At 63.3% G+C, this 19,339-nt stretch carries 17 protein-coding genes; 7 read left to right on the plus strand and 10 right to left on the minus strand.

Translation table 11 applies throughout. From position 1 onward, the window contains the following. Positions 1–93: 93 nt before the first annotated feature. Genes BM70_RS0108830 through BM70_RS0108840 form a run of 3 tightly spaced genes read right to left on the minus strand, consistent with a single transcriptional unit; the run spans position 94 to position 2,359 of the window. Positions 94–510 carry an SRPBCC family protein gene (locus tag BM70_RS0108830; protein WP_025855666.1) on the minus strand — a complete coding sequence of 139 codons (417 nt, stop codon included), beginning with the start codon at positions 508–510 and terminating at the stop codon, positions 94–96. 29 nt (positions 511–539) lie between these two features. Beyond that, entirely contained in the window at positions 540–1,337 is a 798-nt protein-coding gene (locus BM70_RS0108835; RefSeq protein WP_025855667.1) for an SDR family NAD(P)-dependent oxidoreductase, read from the minus strand. Between the two features lie 17 nt (positions 1,338–1,354). Further along, the gene (locus BM70_RS0108840) at positions 1,355–2,359 is read right to left on the minus strand and encodes an aldo/keto reductase (protein ID WP_025855668.1); all 1,005 of its coding nucleotides are present in this window, start codon (positions 2,357–2,359) and stop codon (positions 1,355–1,357) included. 113 nt (positions 2,360–2,472) lie between these two features. On the opposite strand from BM70_RS0108840, the gene BM70_RS0108845 reads away from it, so the two are divergent. After that, on the plus strand, positions 2,473–3,366 hold the full coding sequence (locus BM70_RS0108845; protein ID WP_025855669.1) for a LysR substrate-binding domain-containing protein: 894 nt from the start codon (positions 2,473–2,475) through the stop codon (positions 3,364–3,366). Positions 3,367–3,486: 120 nt separating this feature from the next. Here BM70_RS0108845 and BM70_RS0108850 read toward each other — a convergent pair whose 3' ends face one another. Genes BM70_RS0108850 through BM70_RS0108860 form a run of 3 tightly spaced genes read right to left on the minus strand, consistent with a single transcriptional unit; the run spans position 3,487 to position 7,247 of the window. Further along, positions 3,487–4,779: an FAD-binding oxidoreductase gene (locus BM70_RS0108850; RefSeq protein WP_025855670.1), complete on the minus strand. Its 1,293-nt coding sequence runs from the start codon at positions 4,777–4,779 to the stop codon at positions 3,487–3,489. Next, positions 4,776–5,864, minus strand: coding sequence for a polyamine ABC transporter substrate-binding protein (locus BM70_RS0108855; RefSeq protein ID WP_025855671.1), 1,089 nt, complete (start codon positions 5,862–5,864; stop codon positions 4,776–4,778). Before BM70_RS0108855 ends, BM70_RS0108850 begins: the two co-directional genes overlap by 4 nt. Positions 5,865–5,888: 24 nt before the next feature. After that, complete coding sequence (locus BM70_RS0108860) at positions 5,889–7,247, minus strand: glutamine synthetase family protein (protein WP_025855672.1); 1,359 nt, start codon at positions 7,245–7,247, stop codon at positions 5,889–5,891. A gap of 139 nt (positions 7,248–7,386) precedes the next feature. Between BM70_RS0108860 and BM70_RS0108865 the strand changes: the two genes are divergently transcribed. Together BM70_RS0108865 and BM70_RS0108870 are read left to right on the plus strand one after the other, a co-directional pair. Further along, a complete protein-coding gene (locus tag BM70_RS0108865; RefSeq protein ID WP_025855673.1) occupies positions 7,387–8,283 on the plus strand; it encodes a helix-turn-helix domain-containing protein in 897 nt (298 codons plus the stop codon). Between the two features lie 140 nt (positions 8,284–8,423). Then, a complete protein-coding gene (locus BM70_RS0108870) occupies positions 8,424–10,577 on the plus strand; it encodes a TonB-dependent siderophore receptor (RefSeq protein WP_025855674.1) in 2,154 nt (717 codons plus the stop codon). Here BM70_RS0108870 and BM70_RS0108875 read toward each other — a convergent pair. Next, the gene (locus tag BM70_RS0108875; RefSeq protein ID WP_025855675.1) at positions 10,567–11,697 is read right to left on the minus strand and encodes an MFS transporter; all 1,131 of its coding nucleotides are present in this window, start codon (positions 11,695–11,697) and stop codon (positions 10,567–10,569) included. The two genes, BM70_RS0108870 and BM70_RS0108875, sit on opposite strands and share 11 nt — an antisense overlap. A gap of 101 nt (positions 11,698–11,798) precedes the next feature. Here BM70_RS0108875 and BM70_RS0108880 point away from each other — a divergent pair, with 101 nt between their 5' ends. Further along, positions 11,799–12,569: a helix-turn-helix domain-containing protein gene (locus tag BM70_RS0108880; protein ID WP_025855676.1), complete on the plus strand. Its 771-nt coding sequence runs from the start codon at positions 11,799–11,801 to the stop codon at positions 12,567–12,569. A 4-nt stretch (positions 12,570–12,573) separates the two neighbouring features. Here BM70_RS0108880 and BM70_RS0108885 read toward each other — a convergent pair whose 3' ends face one another. Together BM70_RS0108885 and BM70_RS0108890 are read right to left on the minus strand one after the other, a co-directional pair. Further along, positions 12,574–13,011 carry a carboxymuconolactone decarboxylase family protein gene (locus tag BM70_RS0108885; protein WP_025855677.1) on the minus strand — a complete coding sequence of 146 codons (438 nt, stop codon included), beginning with the start codon at positions 13,009–13,011 and terminating at the stop codon, positions 12,574–12,576. 96 nt (positions 13,012–13,107) lie between these two features. Beyond that, positions 13,108–13,578 carry an Lrp/AsnC family transcriptional regulator gene (locus BM70_RS0108890; protein ID WP_025855678.1) on the minus strand — a complete coding sequence of 157 codons (471 nt, stop codon included), beginning with the start codon at positions 13,576–13,578 and terminating at the stop codon, positions 13,108–13,110. Between the two features lie 123 nt (positions 13,579–13,701). Between BM70_RS0108890 and BM70_RS0108895 the strand changes: the two genes are divergently transcribed. After that, complete coding sequence (locus BM70_RS0108895; protein ID WP_025855679.1) at positions 13,702–14,976, plus strand: methionine gamma-lyase; 1,275 nt, start codon at positions 13,702–13,704, stop codon at positions 14,974–14,976. Here the strand turns inward: BM70_RS0108895 and BM70_RS0108900 are convergent. Then, on the minus strand, positions 14,918–16,543 hold the full coding sequence (locus BM70_RS0108900; RefSeq protein ID WP_025855680.1) for a hypothetical protein: 1,626 nt from the start codon (positions 16,541–16,543) through the stop codon (positions 14,918–14,920). The two genes, BM70_RS0108895 and BM70_RS0108900, sit on opposite strands and share 59 nt — an antisense overlap. 142 nt (positions 16,544–16,685) lie before the next feature. Here BM70_RS0108900 and pvdM point away from each other — a divergent pair, with 142 nt between their 5' ends. Both pvdM and BM70_RS0108910 read left to right on the plus strand, forming a co-directional pair. Next, a complete protein-coding gene (gene pvdM, locus BM70_RS0108905; protein ID WP_025855681.1) occupies positions 16,686–18,035 on the plus strand; it encodes a pyoverdine-tailoring dipeptidase-like protein PvdM in 1,350 nt (449 codons plus the stop codon). 18 nt (positions 18,036–18,053) lie between these two features. After that, positions 18,054–19,325 carry an aminotransferase class V-fold PLP-dependent enzyme gene (locus BM70_RS0108910; RefSeq protein ID WP_025855682.1) on the plus strand — a complete coding sequence of 424 codons (1,272 nt, stop codon included), beginning with the start codon at positions 18,054–18,056 and terminating at the stop codon, positions 19,323–19,325. The last annotated feature ends 14 nt before the right edge of the window (positions 19,326–19,339 follow it).

Raw genomic sequence — 19,339 nt, forward strand, 5'->3', positions numbered from 1 at the left:
CTTGCCGGCGATAGCGGTGTATCAGTCGCTGGAAATATTGACAGATCTACCGCGATCGCCGGCAAGCCGGGCTCCTACATTAGTGGACGCGGATCAGCCTGGGAAATTGGCCCGCAACGCCTCAAGCCCACCGCTGTAGACACCGGCAAACAGCTCTTCCACCGCTGCATCCGTGGTCCCCGCCGCCGGCGTGAACACACCGGACCAGGTCACTTTCGCCGACGCCTCGCTTAATGCCTCGACCTGCACCGTCGCCAGGTACGCACTCACCGGAAACGGCGACTGCTCGATGGTGTAGCTGTAAGTCCGGCCGACGTTATCAAAGCTCTGCAAACGTTCCACCACCACGCCGCCATCGGCGGTTTGCAGGTGACGCACGCGGCCGCCATCGCTGGCCTCGCTCTTGACGATAAACGGCAGCCAGTCCGGCAGGCTGTTGAAGCCGCCGATCAATTGCCACACCTGATCGGCCGATACCGGGATTTCAATTACAGAAGACGCTGTTGCCACGTTAATTACTCCAGAAAATAGAAAACAATTCAGATCGCCATGCTGTCGACAACACCGCCGTCGACCCGCAATGCAGCACCTGTGGTTGCAGAAGACAGGGGTGAAGCAATGTACGCCACCAGGTTGGCGACTTCATCCACATTCGCCGCGCGCTGGATGATCGACGTCGGCCGCGCATTACGCACAAACACATCCGCCTCGTCCCGCGCACTGCGCCCGGACTGCTGTGTCGCGTCCTTGAGCATCTGCTCCAGGCCGTCGGTAAACGTCGGGCCCGGCAGCACGGCGTTGACCGTCACACCGGTACCCGCGAGGCGCTTGGCCAGGCCATGGGACACCGCCAGGTTGGCGCTCTTGGTCACGCCGTAATTGATCATGTCCGCCGGTATCGCCACGCCGGACTCCGACGACAGGAAAATCACCCGTCCCCAGCCCTGCCCGACCATGCCCGGCACGTAATGCCGCGCCAGGCGCACGCCGGAGATCACATTGACCTCATAGAAGCGTGCCCATTCGCTGTCCGGGACCTCGAAGAAATCCACATCGTTGAAGATCCCCAGGTTGTTGACCAGGATGTCGGCACGCGGTTCGGCGGCGAACAGTTTTTCTGCGCCTTCGGCCGTGCCGAGGTCCGCCACCAGCCCGCGCAGGTCCGTACCGGGGACGGCCAGGCGGATGCTCGCCAATGCGTCGTCCACCTTGCCGGCTTCACGCCCGATCACCACCACGGTGGCGCCGCACGCTGCGAGCGCCTGGCTGATGCCCAGGCCAATGCCAGCCGTACTGCCGCTGACGATGGCCACTTTACCGCTCACATCAATTTTCATCGGTTGAACTCCTGAAGTTAAAGCGGCAGGGGGGCACGGTCCGAAATCAAACGGGCATCGCGCAGGGCCTGCCAGAAGTCTGCCGGGATCTTCTCTGACAACGCCGCGACGTCTTCGGCAATCCGCCCCGGACGACTGGCGCCTGGGATCACCGCCGCCACGGCCGGATGAGCCAGGGAGAATTGCAGCGCGGCGGCTTTTACGCTCACGCCAAACGCCTGGGCAATCGCCTTGATCTGTTCGACCTTGCTGATGATCGCCGGGCTGGCTTGCTGGTACTCGAAGTGTGCGCCGCCAGCGAGGATGCCGGAACTGTAGGGACCACCGACGACGATCTCGACGTTCTGCGCCAGCGCCGCGTCCATCAGGCGTTGCAGGGCGCGATCGTGGTCCAGCAGCGTGTAGCGGCCAGCCAGCAAAAAGCCGTCGGGTTGCGCTTCGGTCAGGTCCAGGGTCAGTTCGCAAGGCTCGACGCGGTTCACACCCAGGCCCCAGGCCTTGATCACGCCCTCTTCACGCAGGCGGGTCAGGACTTTGAAGGCTCCGGTGCGGGCCTGGTTGAAGTACTCCAGCCACTGGTCGCCATAGAAGTCCTGGGCGATGTCATGGATCCACACAATGTCGAGGCGATCGGTTTTCAGGCGGGCCAGGCTGTCTTCAATCGAGCGCATCGTCGCGTCGGCGCTGTAGTCGTTGACCATCTTGTTCGGGCGACCGTGTTCGAACACGCCGCTTTTTTCGCCGAGGTCGCGGGGGCTTGCTTCGATTTCGTCGAGAATCACCCGGCCGACTTTGGTGCTGAGCACGAAGTCATCGCGGTTGTACTGCGACAGGGCCTGGCCCAGGCGGATTTCCGACAGGCCCGAGCCGTAGAACGGCGCGGTGTCGAAGTACCGCACACCGGCGTTCCAGGCGGCCTCGACAGTGGCCTGGGCTTCTTCTTCGGGAATGGCGCGGAACATGTTGCCCAGGGGTGCGGTGCCAAAGCCCAGGACGCCGGGCAGTTTGTCTTTCAAGCTCATGGTTGGATCCTCAATCGGTTCGTGGTCGTCGTTACCGTTGAGCAGATCCTAGATTGCATAGATCGGACCGTCCAAGACATACTACGACCAACTTGAGTCCCAGCAGGTCTAATATGATCGATCTCCGCCAACTGCGCTACTTCGAAGTGGTCGCTGAAGAAGAACACGTCGGCCGCGCCGCCGAGCGTTTGCACATCTCCCAATCGCCGCTGAGCCGGCAAATCGCCCAGCTTGAAGAACGCCTGGGCCTGACGCTGTTCGAACGCAGTCAGCAACGCATCCGCCTGACCCGTGACGGCCAGACCTTTCTGGCGGAAACCAAGGCGCTGCTGACCCACGCCAATCGCCTCGAATCCCTGGGCAAGCGCCTGGGTCGCGGCGAAGAAGGTGGCCTGTGCATCGGCTATATCGAAAACGCCATGCATGCCGGTGTGTTGCCCAACGCCCTGCGTGTCCTGAGGGACGACCGACCCACCGTGCATATCAAGCTGTACAACCTGCCGTCCCTCGAACAACTCGAAGGCCTGCGCCAACGCAGCCTGGACATCGCCCTGGTCGGCGAACCACCGGCCGCCGATGACCCAGACCTGATCGCGCGGCAAGTGCTGGATGCCCCGATGCTGCTGGCCTTGCCCGAGCATCATCCGTTGGCCCGTCAAAGCGAACTGTTGCCCGAGCACCTGGCCGACCAGGAGTGGATCGGCGTGCAGCGCAAGCCCGGCGCAAACCCCGCCGACGACTTCGTGGCCGCCTGCATCCGCGCCGGTTTCACCCCACAGATCCCCATGGAAGCCAGCGAACCGTTTACCGCGCTGGGGCTGGTCGCGTCAGGGCTGGGCGTGGCAATGGTGCAAAAAGGCCTGAGCCGCAATGCCCCGCCCGGCGTGGTGCTGCGGGAGTTGCCGTGGCTGAGTTACACCACCCCGCTGTGGGCGGCGTGGCATCGGATCAACCTGCGCCCGCTGGTGGAAACCTTCCGCAAGGTACTCACCGAACCCAAGGCCTGACGCCGTTCAAAACTGTGGGAGCGGGCTTGCTCGCGAATGCGGTGGATCAGTCAGTGCATGTGTCACTGAAAGACCGCTTTCGCGAGCAAGCCCGCTCCCACATTAGGATGGTGGTGTCGGTTAGATCAACTCCCGCAGGCGATACCACAGCATCCCCAACGCCAGCAGCGGCGATCGCAACGCCTTGCCGCCGGGAAAGGTCATGTGCGGCACCTGGCTGAAAATATCCAGCCCCGTGCTGTGACCGGCGTGAATCCCCTCGGCCAGCAGCCTGGCGCACCAGTGCGTCACATTCAGCCCATGCCCGGAATAACCCTGGGCATAGAACACGTTGGGATACTGCTTCAACCGCCCAACCTGCGGAAAGCGATTGGCGGTGATGCCAATCTTGCCGCCCCACTGGAACTCGATGGCGGTGTTGGCCAGTTGCGGGAACACCTTGAGCATTTTCGGCTGCATATAGGCCGCGATGTCCGCCGGATCGCGTCCGGAGTAATGACAGGCGCCGCCAAACAACAGGCGACGATCAGCGGACAAGCGGTAGTAATCCAGCCCGACTTTCTGGTCGCACAGCGCCAGGTTCTGCGGGTTCAACTGATTGGCCATGTCCTCCGATAACGGCTCGGTAGCGATGATGTAGCTGCCGGCCGGGAGCACCTTGCCGCTCAAGCGCGGTTCCAGTTCTTCCAAGTGCGCATTGCAGGCCAGCACCAGGCTGGCCGCGCGTACGGTGCCGCCGGCACAGCGCACCTGCACGGTGTCGCCATGGAGCAGTTCCCGCACTTCGGTGTGCTCGAAAATCCGCACCCCCAGTGACTCGGCCAGCCGCGCTTCTCCCAACACCAGATTCAGCGGGTGCAAATGCCCGGAGCCCATGTCCACCAGCCCGCCGGCGTACACCGTCGAACCGACCACCTGCTGCATGTCCCCAGGACCGACCAGGCGGGTTTCATGGGTATACCCCAGCTCCGCCAGGTGCGCCTGCTCGCCCTTGAACGCCGCGAACTGTGCCGGCGTATTCGCCAATTCACAAAAGCCCCAGCGCAAGTCGCAGTCGATGCCGTGCTCACGAATGCGCTCGCCCACCAGCGCCACCGACTCGATGCCAGCGCGTTCCAGGTAGCGCACGCCCTCCTCGCCCACGTATTTGGCAAACCCCGACACGTCATGGCCGATGCCGCGAATCAGTTGCCCGCCGTTGCGCCCGCTGGCGCCCCAGCCGATGCGCCGGGCCTCCAGCAGGATCACCGAGAGCCCACGTTGGGCCAGTTCGATGGCGGTGTTGACGCCGGTGAACCCGCCGCCGATCACACACACGTCGGCGGTCAGGTCGGTGCCCAATGCCGGGCGCTCCACCAGGGCGTTGGCCGTGGCCCGGTAGTAGGACCGGGCGTGGTCAGTCGATTGAATCATTTGTTGGTCTTCACTTTGCTCCAGGCGCGGGTCATCAGGCGCATGGTCGCCGGGGTCGGCGTGGTGGAAATATAGAGTTTGTCGAGCACTTCCTGCGGCGGGTATACCTCGGCGTTGTTCACCAGTTCCGGGTCCATGAAGGCCTTGGCGGCAGGGTTGGCGTTGGCATACCCCACCGAGGCGCTGACCTTGGCGATCACTTGCGGGTCGAGCAGGAAGTTGATAAAGGCGTGGGCTTCCTTGGGGTTGCTCGCGTCGGCGGGAATCGCCAGCAGGTCGAACCACAGGTTGGAGCCTTCCTTGGGAATCGAATAAGCGATGTTCACGCCGTTCTTGGCTTCCTTGGCGCGGTTGGCCGCCTGGAACACGTCGCCGGAATAACCGAAGGCCACGCAGATATCACCGTTGGCCAGGTCGGAAATGTATTTGGAGGAATGGAAGTAAGTGATGTACGGACGCAGCGTCAGCAGCTTGGCTTCGGCCTGCTTGTAGTCCTCGGGGTTCTCGCTGCGCGGGTCCTTGCCCATGTAGTTGAGGATCGCCGGGAACAGCTCATCCGCCGAATCGAGGAAGGCCACGCCGCACTGGTTGAGCTTCTTGATGTTCTCGGGCTCGAACAGCACCGCCCACGAGTCAATGTGGTCGATACCCAGCACCTGCTTGACCTTGTCGACGTTGTAGCCGATGCCATTGGTGCCCCACAGGTACGGCACCGAGTGCGCGTTACCCGGGTCGTTTTTCTCCAGCAGCTTGAGCAGCTTGGGGTCGAGGTTCTTGAAGTTGGGCAACTGCGCGCGGTCCAGCTTGAGGAACGCACCGGCCTTTACCTGGCGTGCCAGGAAGTGGTTGGACGGCACCACCACGTCATAGCCGGTGCGCCCGGCGAGCAGCTTGCCCTCCAGGGTTTCATTGGAGTCGAACACGTCATAGATCGGCTTGATCCCGGTCTTGGCCTGGAAGTCGGCCAGGGTGGTCTCGCCGATATAGTCAGTCCAGTTGTAGACGCTGACCGTAGGCGCTGCCTGGCTGGCGCTGCTGAACGCGGCCACCAGGGCCAGCGGGAGAAGCTTTTTCACAAGACGCATATCGACACCCCTTTATTGGTTTTTTTAGACGCTCAACAGCAGGAACTCACGCTCCCAGGAACTGATCACCCGCTTGAAATTCTCGTGCTCGGCGCGTTTTACGGCGACGTAGCCACGCACGAATTTGTCGCCCAGGTACTGCTTGACCGTGTCGCAATCCTCCATGCGTGCCAGCGCATCCTCGAGGGTGAACGGCAGCCGCAGGTTGCGGCGCTCGTAGGCGCGACCTTCCACCGGAGCGCTGGGTTCGATCTGCTCGACCATGCCCAGGTAGCCACACAACAGACTAGCGGCAATGGCCAGGTACGGATTGGCATCGGCGCCGGGCAGGCGGTTTTCCACGCGCATGGCGTCGGGGCTGGAGGTGGGCACACGCAGGCCGACGGTGCGGTTTTCTTCGCCCCACTCGACGTTCACCGGCGCCGAGGTGTCGGGCAGGAAGCGGCGGAACGAGTTCACGTTGGGCGCGAACATCGGCAGCAGCTTGGGGATGTACTTCTGCAGGCCACCGATGTGATGCAGGAACAACGGGCTCTTGTTGCCCTCGGCATCGACGAATACCGGCTTGCCGGTGGCGATGTCGACCACGCTCTGGTGCAAGTGCATGGCGCTGCCCGGCTCGTCGGCCACCGGCTTGGCCATGAAGGTCGCCGCCACGTTGTGCTTGAGCGCGGCCTCGCGCAGGGTGCGCTTGAACACGGTGATCTGGTCGGCCAGGTCGAGGGCGTCACCGTGGCGGAAGTTGATTTCCATCTGCGCCGGGCCGTCTTCGTGGATCAACGTGTCGAGGTCCAGGCCCTGGGCTTCGCACCAGTCGTAGACGTCTTCGAAGAGTGGGTCGAACTCGTTGGCAGCGTCGATGGAAAACGACTGGCGGCCGGTCTCGGCACGGCCCGAGCGGCCCACCGGGGTTTTCAGGGGCAGGTCCGGGTCTTCGCAGCGCTGGGTCAGGTAGAACTCCATCTCCGGCGCGACAATCGGCTGCCAGCCCTTGTCGGTATAGAGCTGCAGGACTTTCTTCAGCACGTTGCGCGGCGACAGTTCGATGGGGTTGCCCTGTTTGTCGAAGGTGTCGTGGATCACGATCGCCGTCGGCTCGATGGCCCACGGCACCACGTAGGTGGCGTTGGACACCGGGCGGCAGATCATGTCGATATCGGCCGGGTCGAGCAGGTCGTAGTAGATGTCGTCGTCGACAAAGTCCCCGGTTACCGTTTGCAGCAACACACTTTCCGGCAGGCGCATGCCTCGCTCATGCAGGAACTTGTTGGTGGGCGCAATCTTGCCGCGTGCGATGCCAGTCAAATCACTGATCACGCATTCGACCTCGGTAATCTTGTGTTCTTTCAGCCAGGCGGACAGCTGATCGAAGGGGGCGTTCATAAGGACCTCGTCATGGGTTGGGTGCATGCGCCGGCTTGTACTCCTGGCGCATTGAGGTCTATCTTGATGCCGCCGCACCTTGGCATCTATCCACTTTGCACGAACCACAACGCACCAATAGAGTGCGCCCAGGTTACCCATGACACAGGCAACAGCTTTGCGCGTACAGGCCTTCACCACCGGTGATGTGGCCGCTCAATGCAGTGCGACACCCGGCTGGGTGCAGCAGTACCAGCAGATGTCCCCGGGGCATTTCGCCGGGCAGATCCGTTACCTCGACCTGCAAGGTGTCGAGGTGTACGAAGAGTGCATGAACACCCGTGTGGAGCAGCATTTCAACGCGCCCGCAGGCTCCCTGGCGTTCTGTTTCGACGGCAGCGACAACGCGCTGTACATGCTCAATGGCGAAAGCCGCAACACCTGGATCACCCCGGAAAACTACCGTGAAGTGGCGGTGGTGTTCGGGCCGCAGTTCGTGCAGCGCCACGGGCTGGATGTGGCGAAACTCGAAGGCCTGTTCATGGCGCCGCTGACGTGCCAGCAGAATGCGCTGTTCAGCCGTTGGCTGAGTGGCACCCTCACCCGCTTGTCCGCCGTGATCGAACCCGCCAGCCGCGACGCCCTCACCCAGCAACTGCTTGACGATTGCCTGTTCATCCTCGACAACGCCTGCGTGTGCCTGGACCGCCACTCGTTGCAGCGGCGCAGCGAAGAACGCCGGCTGATGGCGCGCATTGGCGAATGGGCGGCGGATGCGCCGGACGAGACCGTCAACCTGCTGGAACTGGCCCGAATTGCCGGCGTACCGCTGCGTCAGTTGCAACAGGGGTTCAAGACCTACACCGGGATGAGCCCGGCGCAGTGGTTGCGGTTGCGCCGGTTGAATGGGGCGCGGCGGGAATTGTTGGGGTCACCGGAGTCCACCGTGGCCGAAGTGGCAATGAATTGGTCGTTCTGGCATTTGGGGCGGTTCTCCAACAGCTACCGCGCGCTGTTCAAGGAACTGCCGAGCGAAACCCTCAAGCGCCACCCCTGACCAATTCTCCCCCCCGCAGGTGCTGGCAAGCCGGCGCCTACGGAAGTCTCCAGCCGCGAATCATTCTCGAAAACTTGTAAAAGTGCGCGCTTATGCCTAGCTTATGCGCCCCCCGCCCTGCGCTTTAAGGCCCAGCCCCCATGGTTTTGCGTTTTCGTCCCGTCGTCACCTCACGTTTCGCCCTCGGCCTGCTGCTCAGCGGTGGCATCGGCAGCAGCCTCGCGGCTGAAATCGAACTGCCGGCGGTCAAGGTCCAGGGCCAGGATGAATCCGGCTACCGCAGTGAAACCGCCTCGGTGGGCGGCTTCGATGACGCGCCGCTGCTCGATACGCCGGCCTCGATCAGCGTGATCAACGCCGCATTGATCAAGGACCAGCAGGCGCGCCTGCTCAGTGAAGTGCTGCGCAACGATGCCTCGGTGGGTGACAGTTATGCCCCTATCGGCTACTACGAAAACTTCGTGGTGCGCGGTTTCTCGCTGAATGCGGCGAGCAGCTACAAGATCAATGGGCGCACCATCACCGGCGAGCAGAACGTTGCCCTGGAGAACAAACAGCAGGTGGAAGTGCTCAAGGGCCTGGCGGGCATGCAAAGCGGCATCTCCGAGCCGAGCGGCGTGATCAACTACGTCACCAAGCGCCCGGAAGATGTGCGCTCGGTGACCGTCTCCACCGACGATCGCGGCAGCGGCTATATCGCCACCGATGTCGGCGGCTGGTTTGGCAGCGAACAACAGTTCGGCCTGCGTGCCAACGTGGCCCATGAAGACCTCAATGCCTATGTGGAACACGCCAATGGCCAGCGCGACTTCGTGTCCCTGGCCTTCGACTGGAACATCAGCCCCGACGCCGTGCTGCAACTGGATGCCGAGTACCAGGACAAGCAGCAACGTTCGGTGCCGGGCTACCAGTTGCTGGGCGGTACCGAAGTGCCACACGGTGCTTCGCCGAAAAAGCTGCTGGGGCACCAGACCGGTTCCAGGCAGGTGGGCATCGATTCGCTGAACCTCAACGGCAAGTTCGAATACCGTTTCAGTGATCAGTGGACAGGCAGCGTGAGCGCGGCGCGCAGCAAAGTGGTGATCGATGACTACAGTTCGTTTGCCTACGGTTGCTTCTACGTGACCGATTGCGGCACCGCCTTCTTCAGCCCCACCGGCGACTATGACGTCTACGACTACCGCAGCCCCGACGACACCCGCCGCGACGACGAAGTGCAGGCGACCATGACCGGGTTGTTCAACACGGCCAGCCTGGGCCATGAACTGACCTTTGGCACCAGCGCATTTCGCCGGGTGGTCGACAAGCGCAAGTCGGTCAACGAATACATCGGCAGCACCAATATCAACGTCGACGCCCCGGCCTTCACCCCCACCGACAAGCCGCTCAACGACAGTCACCGCAACCTCGACAGTCGCCAGTACGGCCTGTTCGTCACCGACCGCATCCGTCTCAACGAGCAATGGCAAACCATCCTCGGCGGCCGCGAAGTGCGCCTGGACGAAAAGGCCTTCGACGGCACCTCTGGCGACCAGGTTCGCCACACCCAGCAATACGTGTTCCTGCCGCAGGCTTCGCTGATTTACAAACCGGTCGAGAACATCTCGCTCTACACCAGCTACAGCAAAGGCCTGTCCCTGGGCGGTCAGGCGCCGTGGACCACCATCAACGACGGCGAAACCCTGGCGCCCACCACCTCACGGCAAATCGAAGCCGGCGTGAAATACGACTGGCGCCGCATCAGCTTTGCCGCCGCGGTGTTCCAGACCCGCCAGGCCTACCAGTACGCCAAGCCGGATGGCGCGGGCACCTTCACCTATGTGCAACAGGGCGAGCAGAAAAACACCGGGCTGGAATTGTCGGCCAACGGCTGGGCCACCGAGCGTTTGCAGATTGCAACCAGCGTGGCCGCGTTTCGTGCGCGGGTCACCGGCAGCGGCACACCAGCGTACGAAGATCACCAGGCGATCAACGTACCCAAGCTGCGCGCCAGTGTGTATGCCGACTATGCCTTGCCGTGGGTGAACGGCCTGGCGGTGCTGGGCGGCGTGCAATACAGCGCCAAGAAGTACGCCAATCGCACCGGCAATGTGGAGGTGGGGGACTACGCGGTGGTGAATGTGGGCAGCCGCTACACCACCAAGGTGAGCGGCTATGAAACGGTGTTTCGCCTGAGCGTCGACAACCTGTTCGACAAGCGCTACTGGCGCGACGCGGGCGAGTACCTGGGCGATGACTACCTGTTCCAGGGCGCGCCACTGACGGCGCGCCTGAGTGCGTCGGTCAACTTCTGAACACCCGCGGCGCGGCCAGCCACAGCGCCACCAGGCCGCAGGTCAAGAGGCTCCAGCCAAGGTCCTGCGCCCAGGCCACCAGGGTCAGCCCGGCGCCAATCACCAGGTAGTAGAGCAGGCCAAATACCGCGGCGGCGGTGCCCAGGCGGTCTTGATAAGCCACCAGCGCCGCCCCCAGCACATTGGGGATCGCCATGCCGAATGCCAGCACCACCAGCAGCATCGGCCCTACGAACAGCCAGCTGTCTTGCAGCATCAGGACTGACAGGCCGCCCAGCAGTGCCAACCCGGCAGCGGCCAGCACCAACTGCTCGCCATTCAGGCCACACTTGAGCAAGGCCTTGTTCAGCCACGCCCCAAGCCCCGACCCAAGCGCCAGCAACACACCGCTGTAGCCGAATTCCGCAGCGGACAAACCCAGCCGCGCGAACATAAACGGCCCCACGCTGTAGTAGCCAAACAGCGCAATATTGAACGCCGCCACCAGTCCGACGGAACGCCATACCCCGGCGTCCCGGAGCATCAGGCCCACAGTTTGCCCCAAGGGCGAGGCCGGCAAGGAGGCCGGGCGCGTCTCGGGCAAGGTCCACGCGCAGGCGGCCCACAACACCGTCGCCATCAACAGCAAGCCCGTGAGCATGCCGCGATAGCCGAAGTACTGCACCAGGGTTGCGCCGCTGAACAGGCCAAGTGCCGGGCTGGCCGCCAAGGCAATGCCCATCACGGAAAACACCTGGGCCAGTTGCGCACCGTGAAAGCGGTCGCGCAGCAGCGTCTGCGTGGCCACCGAGCCGACCGCCGCGCCGAAGGCCGCGATGGCCTGGGCCAACAGCAGACCGTTGAACGTGCGCACGCTCAGGGCCAGCAGCGTGGCGGCGACATACAGCCCCAGCCCGGCCAGCATCACGGGACGCCGGCCCCAGCGATCACACAAACGGCCCCAGACCACCACGCCGAACGCAAACGCCAGGAAGTACACCGACAAGGTCTGTCCGGCGCGTTCAGGCCCGACCGCGAAGACCTGGCCGATATCGCCCAGGGCCGGGCTATAGAGGGTTTGGGCCAGTTGCGGGAACATCAGCAACGCCACGGCCAGCACCAGCAAGTGTCTAGATGTCATGGGACAGAACCTTCACGGGAAAACAAGCGGAAGGATTCTAAGCAGTGTGGCCTGGGGTATTATCCGGACTTCGACAATATATCCATGAAATCGGACAAACCATGGCTTGGCTCGCCGCCGACGCATCCTTCGACCCTGACAGCTACCAGGCACCGGTCATCGGCATTGCCGCCCTCCTCGGCGACCACGACTCCGGCCTGCACCAGCACCGGTGCGGTCAACTGCTGTTTACCCAGCAGGGCTGCACCCGCATTACCCTGGACAATCAACTGTGCCTGCTGCCACCGACCCGCGCGGCGTGGATACCTTGCGGCGTGCCCCACCGTGCGGTGATGAGCAAGACCGTGGATTACCGCTCGGTGTACGTAAGCCCGACCGTTGCGGCCCGGTTGCCGACACAGGTGCGGGTGATCGAGGTGAACGCCTTGTTGCGGGCAGTGCTGGAACCGATGGCCATGGCGCCCTTCGACACCGATTGGCACACCGGCCGATATGCCCATTTACTGGCATTGTGCCTGGAGGAAATCCAGGGTGCGGCCGAGCAAACCCTGCGCCTGCCCCTGCCACAGGACAAGCGCCTGGCGCCATTGCTGGCCAATCTCGAACGATTGCCGCCCACGCTGCAAGACCTGGAAAAGCAGATCGGCGCCAGCACCAAGACCATCGGCCGGATCTTCCTGCGGGAAACCGGCCTGGGGTATCAGCAATGGCGCCAGCAGTGGCGCTTGATGCGCGTCATCGAGTTGCTCGCCACCGGGCGCAGCCTCGGCTATTGCGCCTTTGAACTGGGATTCGCCAGCGACAGCGCGTTGATCGCCTTCTTCAAGGGCATGACCGGGACCACGCCGCGCGGCTATTTCAAGACAGGCTGAGGCCTTATTTTGGCATCTTGCGGAAGCCCACGGCCAGGCGGTTCCAGCTGTTGATGGTGGTGATCGCCACGCTGAGGTCAACCTGCTCCTGAGGGCTGAATTCGGCGGCCAGGGCGTTGAAGTCCTCATCCGGAGCGTGGGTGTGGCTGAGCAGGGTCAGGCTTTCGGCCCAGGCCAGGGCGGCGCGCTCACGCGGGGTGAAGAACGGCGTTTCACGCCACGCCGACACGGTGTACAAGCGGCGCTCGGTTTCGCCACCCTTGCGCGCATCGGCGGTGTGCATGTCGAGGCAGAATGCACAGCCGTTGATCTGTGAAACACGCAGGCGCACCAGCTCCAGCAACGGCAGTTCGATGGACAGTTTGCCGACCGCGGCTTCCAGGGCGAGCATGGCTTTCATGGCGTCTGGGGAGGCCGTGTAGAAATCGGTACGGGTTTGCATGGTGGAACTCCAGAACGGTGGGATTGGTGGCTAGATTAGTCACCGGGGGTGGTGCGCGGAATATCCAATTGCGGGGAAGATCAGGTAGCCAATGTCTCAACCCGGCAGCGGAATCACCCGCAACGGTCGCACTGACTTGTAGGAAAAACTCGAGTAGATCTCCTTCACACACGGCAGCGTCTGCAACACCTCCCGCGCAAACTCGCCAAACGACTCCAGGTCCTTGGCCACCACTTCCAGCAAAAAGTCGTAGCGCCCCGAGACGTTATGGCATGCCACGACCTCCGGTATCTCCAGCAGGCGCTGCTCGAAAGCCCGGGCGATTTCCTGGGTGTGACTCTCCATCATGATGCTGACAAACGCGGTCACCCCATACCCCAGGGCCTTGGGCGAGAGGATCGCCTGATAACCGCTGATGACCCCGCTCTCTTCCAGGTTGCGCACCCGCCGCCAGCACGGCGAGGTGGTCAGGGAGATGCGGTCGGCCAGCTCGGCCACCGTGAGCCGGGCATTGCCTTGCAGCGCGTTTAAAAGGGCTTTGTCGGTACGATCCAGGCTGACGGGCATAACTTGCCTCTGATTGTTGTTTTTAGCGGTTTTTCATCCCAGGACGCGGGAATTCGCGGCAAATATTGCAACGTTCATCTTTGGTTATGAGCATAGCATTGTAGGAAATAAGGAGCGTCCGGCATGAACAATAAACACAATGCATTCGGCTTTTCCACCCGTGCCATCCACCACGGCTACGACCCCAAGGACCATCACGGCGCGCTCGTTCCGCCGATCTACCTGTCTGCCACCTTTGCCTTTCCCACCGCCGAATATGGTGCGGCATGCTTTGCCGGCGAGGCCGACGGCCACTTCTATACGCGCATTTCCAACCCGACCCTGGCGCTACTGGAATCGCGCATGGCGACCCTGGAAAACGGTGAGGCGGCGGTGGCGTTCAGCTCTGGCATGGGCGCGATCGCCGCGACGTTCTGGACCCTGCTGCGCCCCGGTGATGAAGTGATCGTCAGCCAGACCCTGTACGGCTGCACCTTTGCCCTGCTGCACCACGGCATCGGCGAATTCGGTATCAAGGTGCGGCACGTCGACCTCACGGACCTGGCAGCCCTGCAAGCGGCACTCTGCCCCGCCACCCGCATGGTCTACTGCGAAACCCCGGCCAACCCCAACCTGCAGTTGGTGGATATCGCCGCCGTGGCCGCCCTCGCCCACCAACAGCCCAACGTCACCGTGGTGGTCGACAACACCTATTGCACGCCCTACCTGCAGCGCCCCCTCGACCTCGGCGCCGATGTGGTGGTGCATTCGGCCACCAAGTACCTCAGCGGCCACGGCGATATCACCGCGGGCATCGCCGTGAGCAACCAGGCGCTGGCCCAGCGTATTCGCCTGCAAGGCCTCAAGGACCTGACCGGCGCGGTGATGTCGCCCCAGGACGCCTCGCTGCTGATGCGCGGCCTCAAGACCCTGGCCCTGCGCATGGACCGCCATTGCAGCAACGCCCAGGCGGTGGCCGAAGCCTTGCAGGCGCACCCGGCCGTGGAACGCGTGACTTACCCGGGGCTGCGCTCTTTCGCGCAATACGAGCTGGCGACGCGGCAGATGAAAATGCCCGGCGGCATGATCGCCTTCGAGCTCAAGGGTGGCATGGAAACCGGCCGCCGCTTCATGAACGCACTCAAGCTGTTCACTCGTGCAGTCAGCCTGGGGGATGCCGAGTCACTGGCCCAGCACCCGGCGAGCATGACCCACTCCACCTACACCCCGGAGGAGCGCGCCCGGCACGGGATCAGCGAAGGGCTGGTGCGTTTGTCGGTGGGGCTCGAGGACGTTGCCGACCTGCTGGCGGATGTGCAGCAGGCATTGGCCACGTGCAACGGCACGCTGCCAGGACGTGTCAGGAAGGCTTCAGCTTCAAATGCCGCGCATACCAGGGCCGCTTCGGCACGCGCTTGAACAGGCCCTGCAGCATGCCTTCGTCTTCGCCGAAGGTAATGCGCAGCGCCAGCTTCATGGTCTCCGGGTCCATCTCCATCGACCGGCCCATCTGCAGGCCCGGCGTGGTGCTGCAGCCATGGGTGTCCGGGCCCAGCCAGGGGTCGCCGACTTCCACCCAGCGGCCGGGCGCGAACCAGGCCACACCATTGACGTCCATGCGGCTGACCTCGCCCGGATTGAAACGCTCATGGGCGCGAAACCAGTCTTCGATGCGGTCATCGATCCAGCCGTGGAAGTGCCAGAACACCGGGTTGACGTGGGAAGAAAACGGATCGCCGAGGAAGTCGTTTTCCGCTGCATACCAGCGCGGGGCAAAGTCCGACGGGTCGCGGGCCATGGGTACGGGTGCGCCGTTGGAGGGATCGCGCGGCACCGAGGCCCAGCGCATGTGCAGCCAGTCGTGCAGGCCCAGTTCCATTTCGGAACCCAACTGCCCGAGGGTGAATCTGGCCAGGTAGCGCGGGTCGCGGTATTGGGACTCCCAGACCTGGAAGTTGCTGTGATAGGTCTCGGCAGCCTTGATGTCGCTCACCCACTGGGTGTATTCGCTGTCGTCCGGCGCCGACCAGGTGGGCGGCAGCGCGAAGCCGTCGTGGTTGTCGAAGTAACGCAGAAAGCCCAGGCGATCACGCTCCAGTGCCGGCTGCGGTTCGGGGAATTGCGGCCACGACGGCAGATCCTGCAGGGAGCGCGCAGTGCCGAGCATATGGCGGTGCATGAAGAAGAAGTCGATGCCCGAGCCGTTGCGGTCCTTGCGTTTACCACGGGCGTCGCGTTCCTGGCCGCGTGGGCCGGGTTGCCAGCCGATGCCGCGCAGGGCGTCGCGCTTTTCTTCGGAGAGTTTGTGCCACTGGTCACGGGTGGCGTGCCACAGTTGGTGAAACAGGCGGTGCTCGGGGGAAATCAGCCGGGCCAACAGGGTCGGATTCAGGCCGATACGCTGGCGGGCTTCGGGGAACCACTGCTTGTGGGCGATGAAACGATTGTCGCGCTCAACTAGAGCCAGCGGCCGGTCGAGGTCGAGGATCTGCCCACTGAGGGTGCTGCTGCCCGCGTTGGCAAAGTCCGCCCAGACCTGATCGAGGGTCATCTTGAATTCATAGGCGGGCGTGCCGTCGGCCGAGTCGCGGTCGATCAGGCGCCAGTAGAGCACGGCGCTCTCCCCCGTCAGCAGATCACCCAGCACACGGTAGCGCGGTTCGCCCTCGGCACGCAGGTTGGCGGCGGTGTCGAGGTAACCCCGCAGGCCACGCCCACGCGGGGCGATGTCGAGCAGCAGCGCCAGACCTTGCAGCGGCAGCCCCTTGAGGCCGGCGTCGCGGCCTTCCAGGCGCAGGTTCCAGACCCCACGCAGCGTGTTCGCCAGGTGCTGGCCGGCGGTGTCGGCCAGGTCCACCGTGGCTTCACCGGGGGTGATGGGGAATTCTTCTTCGCGCGTCAACTCGCGATGGGCATAGAAGGCTGCCGGCACGGCGGCACCTGTCAGTGCCAGGCCTGCGATGAACCCACGTCGAGAGATGGTCATTGTCTACCTTAGGAAACGGCTTTATCAGAGCTAGAACGTTTGCACGCCGGGGAAATTTACCGGTGCGCCCTGCCCGCCTAAATTTCCCCGCCCATCACTCGTTCTTCCCTGATAGCGAAGGCCTCAACTGACTGAGATGGCAATGACAAAACCACGTTCGAAAAAGGCGCTGTATATCGGCTTGCCGCTGGCACTGGCCATCGGTGCCGGGGCCGGTTTCCTGGTCTGGGACCACTGGTTCAAGGGCAATGCCGGCTATCCGCTGGCGGTGATCAAACAGGCCAATGAGATGCAGGACCGGCTGTTGTCGTTCGACAGCCATATCACCGTGCCCGTGGATTTCGGCACTGCCGGCAACGAGGCGGACAAGGACGGTGAAGGCCAGTTCGACTTGGCCAAGGCGGCACGCGGGCGGCTGTCGGGTGCGGCCCTGACGATTTTTGGCTGGCCGGAAATCTGGAACGGCCCCAATGCCCCGCACAAGCCCACCGACGGCTTTGTCGAAGCCGCCCGCAACGAACAGGAAGTGCGCTACAAGATCATCAGCGGCATGGTGCGCGACTACCCCAACCAGGTCGCCATCGCCTACACCCCGGATGATTTCCGGCGCCTGCACGGCGAAGGCAAATTTGCGATTTTTATCAGCATGCTCAACGCCTACCCGCTGGGCAATGACGTGAACCTGCTGGACCTGTGGGCGGCGCGTGGCATGCGCATGTTCGGCTTCAGCTATGTGGGCAATAACGCCTGGTCGGACTCGTCGCGCCCGCTGCCGTTTTTCAATGACTCCACCGACGCCCTCGACGGCTTGTCGGACATCGGCAAGCAAGCGGTGCACCGCCTCAACGACCTGGGGGTGATCATCGACGTGTCGCAGATGTCGACCAAGGCCCTGGAGCAAGTGGCGCAACTGAGCCGAACGCCGATGGTGGCATCGCACTCGGCGCCGCGCGCGTCGGTGGATATCCCGCGCAACCTGAGCGACAAAGAGCTGCAACTGATCAAGAACAGCGGCGGAGTGGTGCAGATCGTGGGCTTCTCCGCCTACCTGCGTCCGCTGAGCCAGCCGACCCAGGACAAGCTCAACGCCCTGCGCGCACGCTTCAACCTGCCGCCCCTGCCCAACCTCGCCGTGGCGCTGATGCCGGGCGACGCGATCATTGCCGCCTGGCCGGAACACACGTTCGGCGAATACGCCAGCGCGCTGTACGGCATCCTCGATGAAGAACCCAAGGCGACCCTCAAGGACTTGGGGGATGCCATCGACTACACCGTGCGCAAGATCGGCATCGACCATGTCGGCCTCGCTTCCGACTTCAACGATGGCGGCGGCGTCCAGGGCTGGAACAACGTCGGCGAAATACGCAACGTCACTGCCGAACTGATCCAGCGCGGCTACTCCGAAGCCGACATCGCCAAGCTGTGGGGAGGCAACTTCCTGCGGGTGTGGGACCAGGTACAAAAAGCCGCCAAGCCGTTGGCCAACCGCTAATCATCCAGAAGCCAGTCCATGACCGACCGCCGCACATTCCTCAAGCAGGCCGGTGTATTTGCCGCCAGCCTGCCACTGGGCGCCGCCCTGCTCCCGCAGGCCATCGCCGCCAACACAACCGATGACCCATGGACGAGGCTCAAGCAACTGTTCAACCAGGACCCGGACTACCTGCACTTCTCCAACTTCCTCGTGGCCACGCACCCCAAGCCCGTACGCGAGGCCATCGAGCGCTACCGCGCGCAGATCGACCGCAACCCTGGCCTGGCCATGGACTGGGACCTGCAGGAAACCTGGAAACGCGAAGGCCAGGTACGCGAGTGGGCCGGCCGCTACCTGAACGCCACGCCGCCGCAGATCGCCCTCACCGGCAGCACCTCCGAAGGGCTGGCGATGATTTATGGCGGGATCAAGGTGCGGCCTGACCAGGAGATCCTCACCACCGTCCACGAACACTACGCCACTGAGTTCAGCCTGGACTTCAGGGTGCGCAAGGAGCAGACCCAAGTCCGCAAGATCCGCCTGTTCGAGAACGCCCACCGCGTGTCCGTCGACGAGGTGCTGGGCAACATCCAGCGCAATATCCGCCCCAACACCCGCGTACTCGGCATGACCTGGGTGCAGTCCGGCAGCGGCGTGAAACTGCCCATCGGCGAGATCGGCAAGCTGGTGGCAGAACACAACCGCAACCGGGATGACAAGGACCGCATCCTCTATGTGGTCGACGGCGTGCATGGTTTCGGCGTGGAAAACCTCGACTTTCCGGACATGCACTGCGACTTTTTCATCGCCGGCACCCACAAGTGGATGTTCGGCCCGCGCGGCACCGGACTGGTGTGCGCTCGCGACCCGCAAAACAAATACGTGACCCCCATGGTGCCGACCTTCTCCGAAGACAAGGACTTCGCCACCATCATGACCCCAGGCGGCTACCACGCCTTCGAGCATCGCTGGGCAGCGGACGAAGCCTTCAAGCTGCACCTGCAACTGGGCAAGGCGCCGGTGCAGGCGCGCATCCATGCGCTGAATACCGAACTGAAAGACCACCTGCTGGCACATCCGCAGATCGAACTGGTCACACCGCGCAGCCCTGAGCTGTCGGCCGGCTTTACCTTCTTCAGGGTCAAGGGCCAGGAGAGTGACGCCGTGGTCGCCTACATGATGAAAAACCGCGTGGTGATCGATGCGGTAGACCGTGATGTCGGCCCAGTGATCCGCACCGCGCCTGGGCTGCTCAATTCTTCCGCAGAGATCCAGCGCTTCATGACGCTGCTGGGCCAGCGGGTGTAACGCACACCTTTTCC

Origin of the sequence: Pseudomonas sp. CHM02, assembly GCF_000612585.1 — a bacterium.
GTDB lineage: Bacteria > Pseudomonadota > Gammaproteobacteria > Pseudomonadales > Pseudomonadaceae > Aquipseudomonas.

What these genes read in the sequence shown, in the direction of transcription:
- BM70_RS0108880 (WP_025855676.1), top strand. Translation starts at nt 11,799, where the DNA reads ATGGCTTGGCTCGCCGCCGACGCATCCTTCGACCCTGACAGCTACCAG.
- BM70_RS0108870 (WP_025855674.1), top strand. Translation starts at nt 8,424, where the DNA reads ATGGTTTTGCGTTTTCGTCCCGTCGTCACCTCACGTTTCGCCCTCGGC.
- BM70_RS0108845 (WP_025855669.1), top strand. Translation starts at nt 2,473, where the DNA reads ATGATCGATCTCCGCCAACTGCGCTACTTCGAAGTGGTCGCTGAAGAA.
- BM70_RS0108840 (WP_025855668.1), bottom strand. Translation starts at nt 2,359, where the DNA reads ATGAGCTTGAAAGACAAACTGCCCGGCGTCCTGGGCTTTGGCACCGCA.
- BM70_RS0108885 (WP_025855677.1), bottom strand. Translation starts at nt 13,011, where the DNA reads ATGCAAACCCGTACCGATTTCTACACGGCCTCCCCAGACGCCATGAAA.
- BM70_RS0108900 (WP_025855680.1), bottom strand. Translation starts at nt 16,543, where the DNA reads ATGACCATCTCTCGACGTGGGTTCATCGCAGGCCTGGCACTGACAGGT.
- pvdM (WP_025855681.1), top strand. Translation starts at nt 16,686, where the DNA reads ATGACAAAACCACGTTCGAAAAAGGCGCTGTATATCGGCTTGCCGCTG.
- BM70_RS0108860 (WP_025855672.1), bottom strand. Translation starts at nt 7,247, where the DNA reads ATGAACGCCCCCTTCGATCAGCTGTCCGCCTGGCTGAAAGAACACAAG.
- BM70_RS0108910 (WP_025855682.1), top strand. Translation starts at nt 18,054, where the DNA reads ATGACCGACCGCCGCACATTCCTCAAGCAGGCCGGTGTATTTGCCGCC.
- BM70_RS0108835 (WP_025855667.1), bottom strand. Translation starts at nt 1,337, where the DNA reads ATGAAAATTGATGTGAGCGGTAAAGTGGCCATCGTCAGCGGCAGTACG.
- BM70_RS0108850 (WP_025855670.1), bottom strand. Translation starts at nt 4,779, where the DNA reads ATGATTCAATCGACTGACCACGCCCGGTCCTACTACCGGGCCACGGCC.
- BM70_RS0108865 (WP_025855673.1), top strand. Translation starts at nt 7,387, where the DNA reads ATGACACAGGCAACAGCTTTGCGCGTACAGGCCTTCACCACCGGTGAT.
- BM70_RS0108890 (WP_025855678.1), bottom strand. Translation starts at nt 13,578, where the DNA reads ATGCCCGTCAGCCTGGATCGTACCGACAAAGCCCTTTTAAACGCGCTG.
- BM70_RS0108855 (WP_025855671.1), bottom strand. Translation starts at nt 5,864, where the DNA reads ATGCGTCTTGTGAAAAAGCTTCTCCCGCTGGCCCTGGTGGCCGCGTTC.
- BM70_RS0108895 (WP_025855679.1), top strand. Translation starts at nt 13,702, where the DNA reads ATGAACAATAAACACAATGCATTCGGCTTTTCCACCCGTGCCATCCAC.
- BM70_RS0108875 (WP_025855675.1), bottom strand. Translation starts at nt 11,697, where the DNA reads ATGACATCTAGACACTTGCTGGTGCTGGCCGTGGCGTTGCTGATGTTC.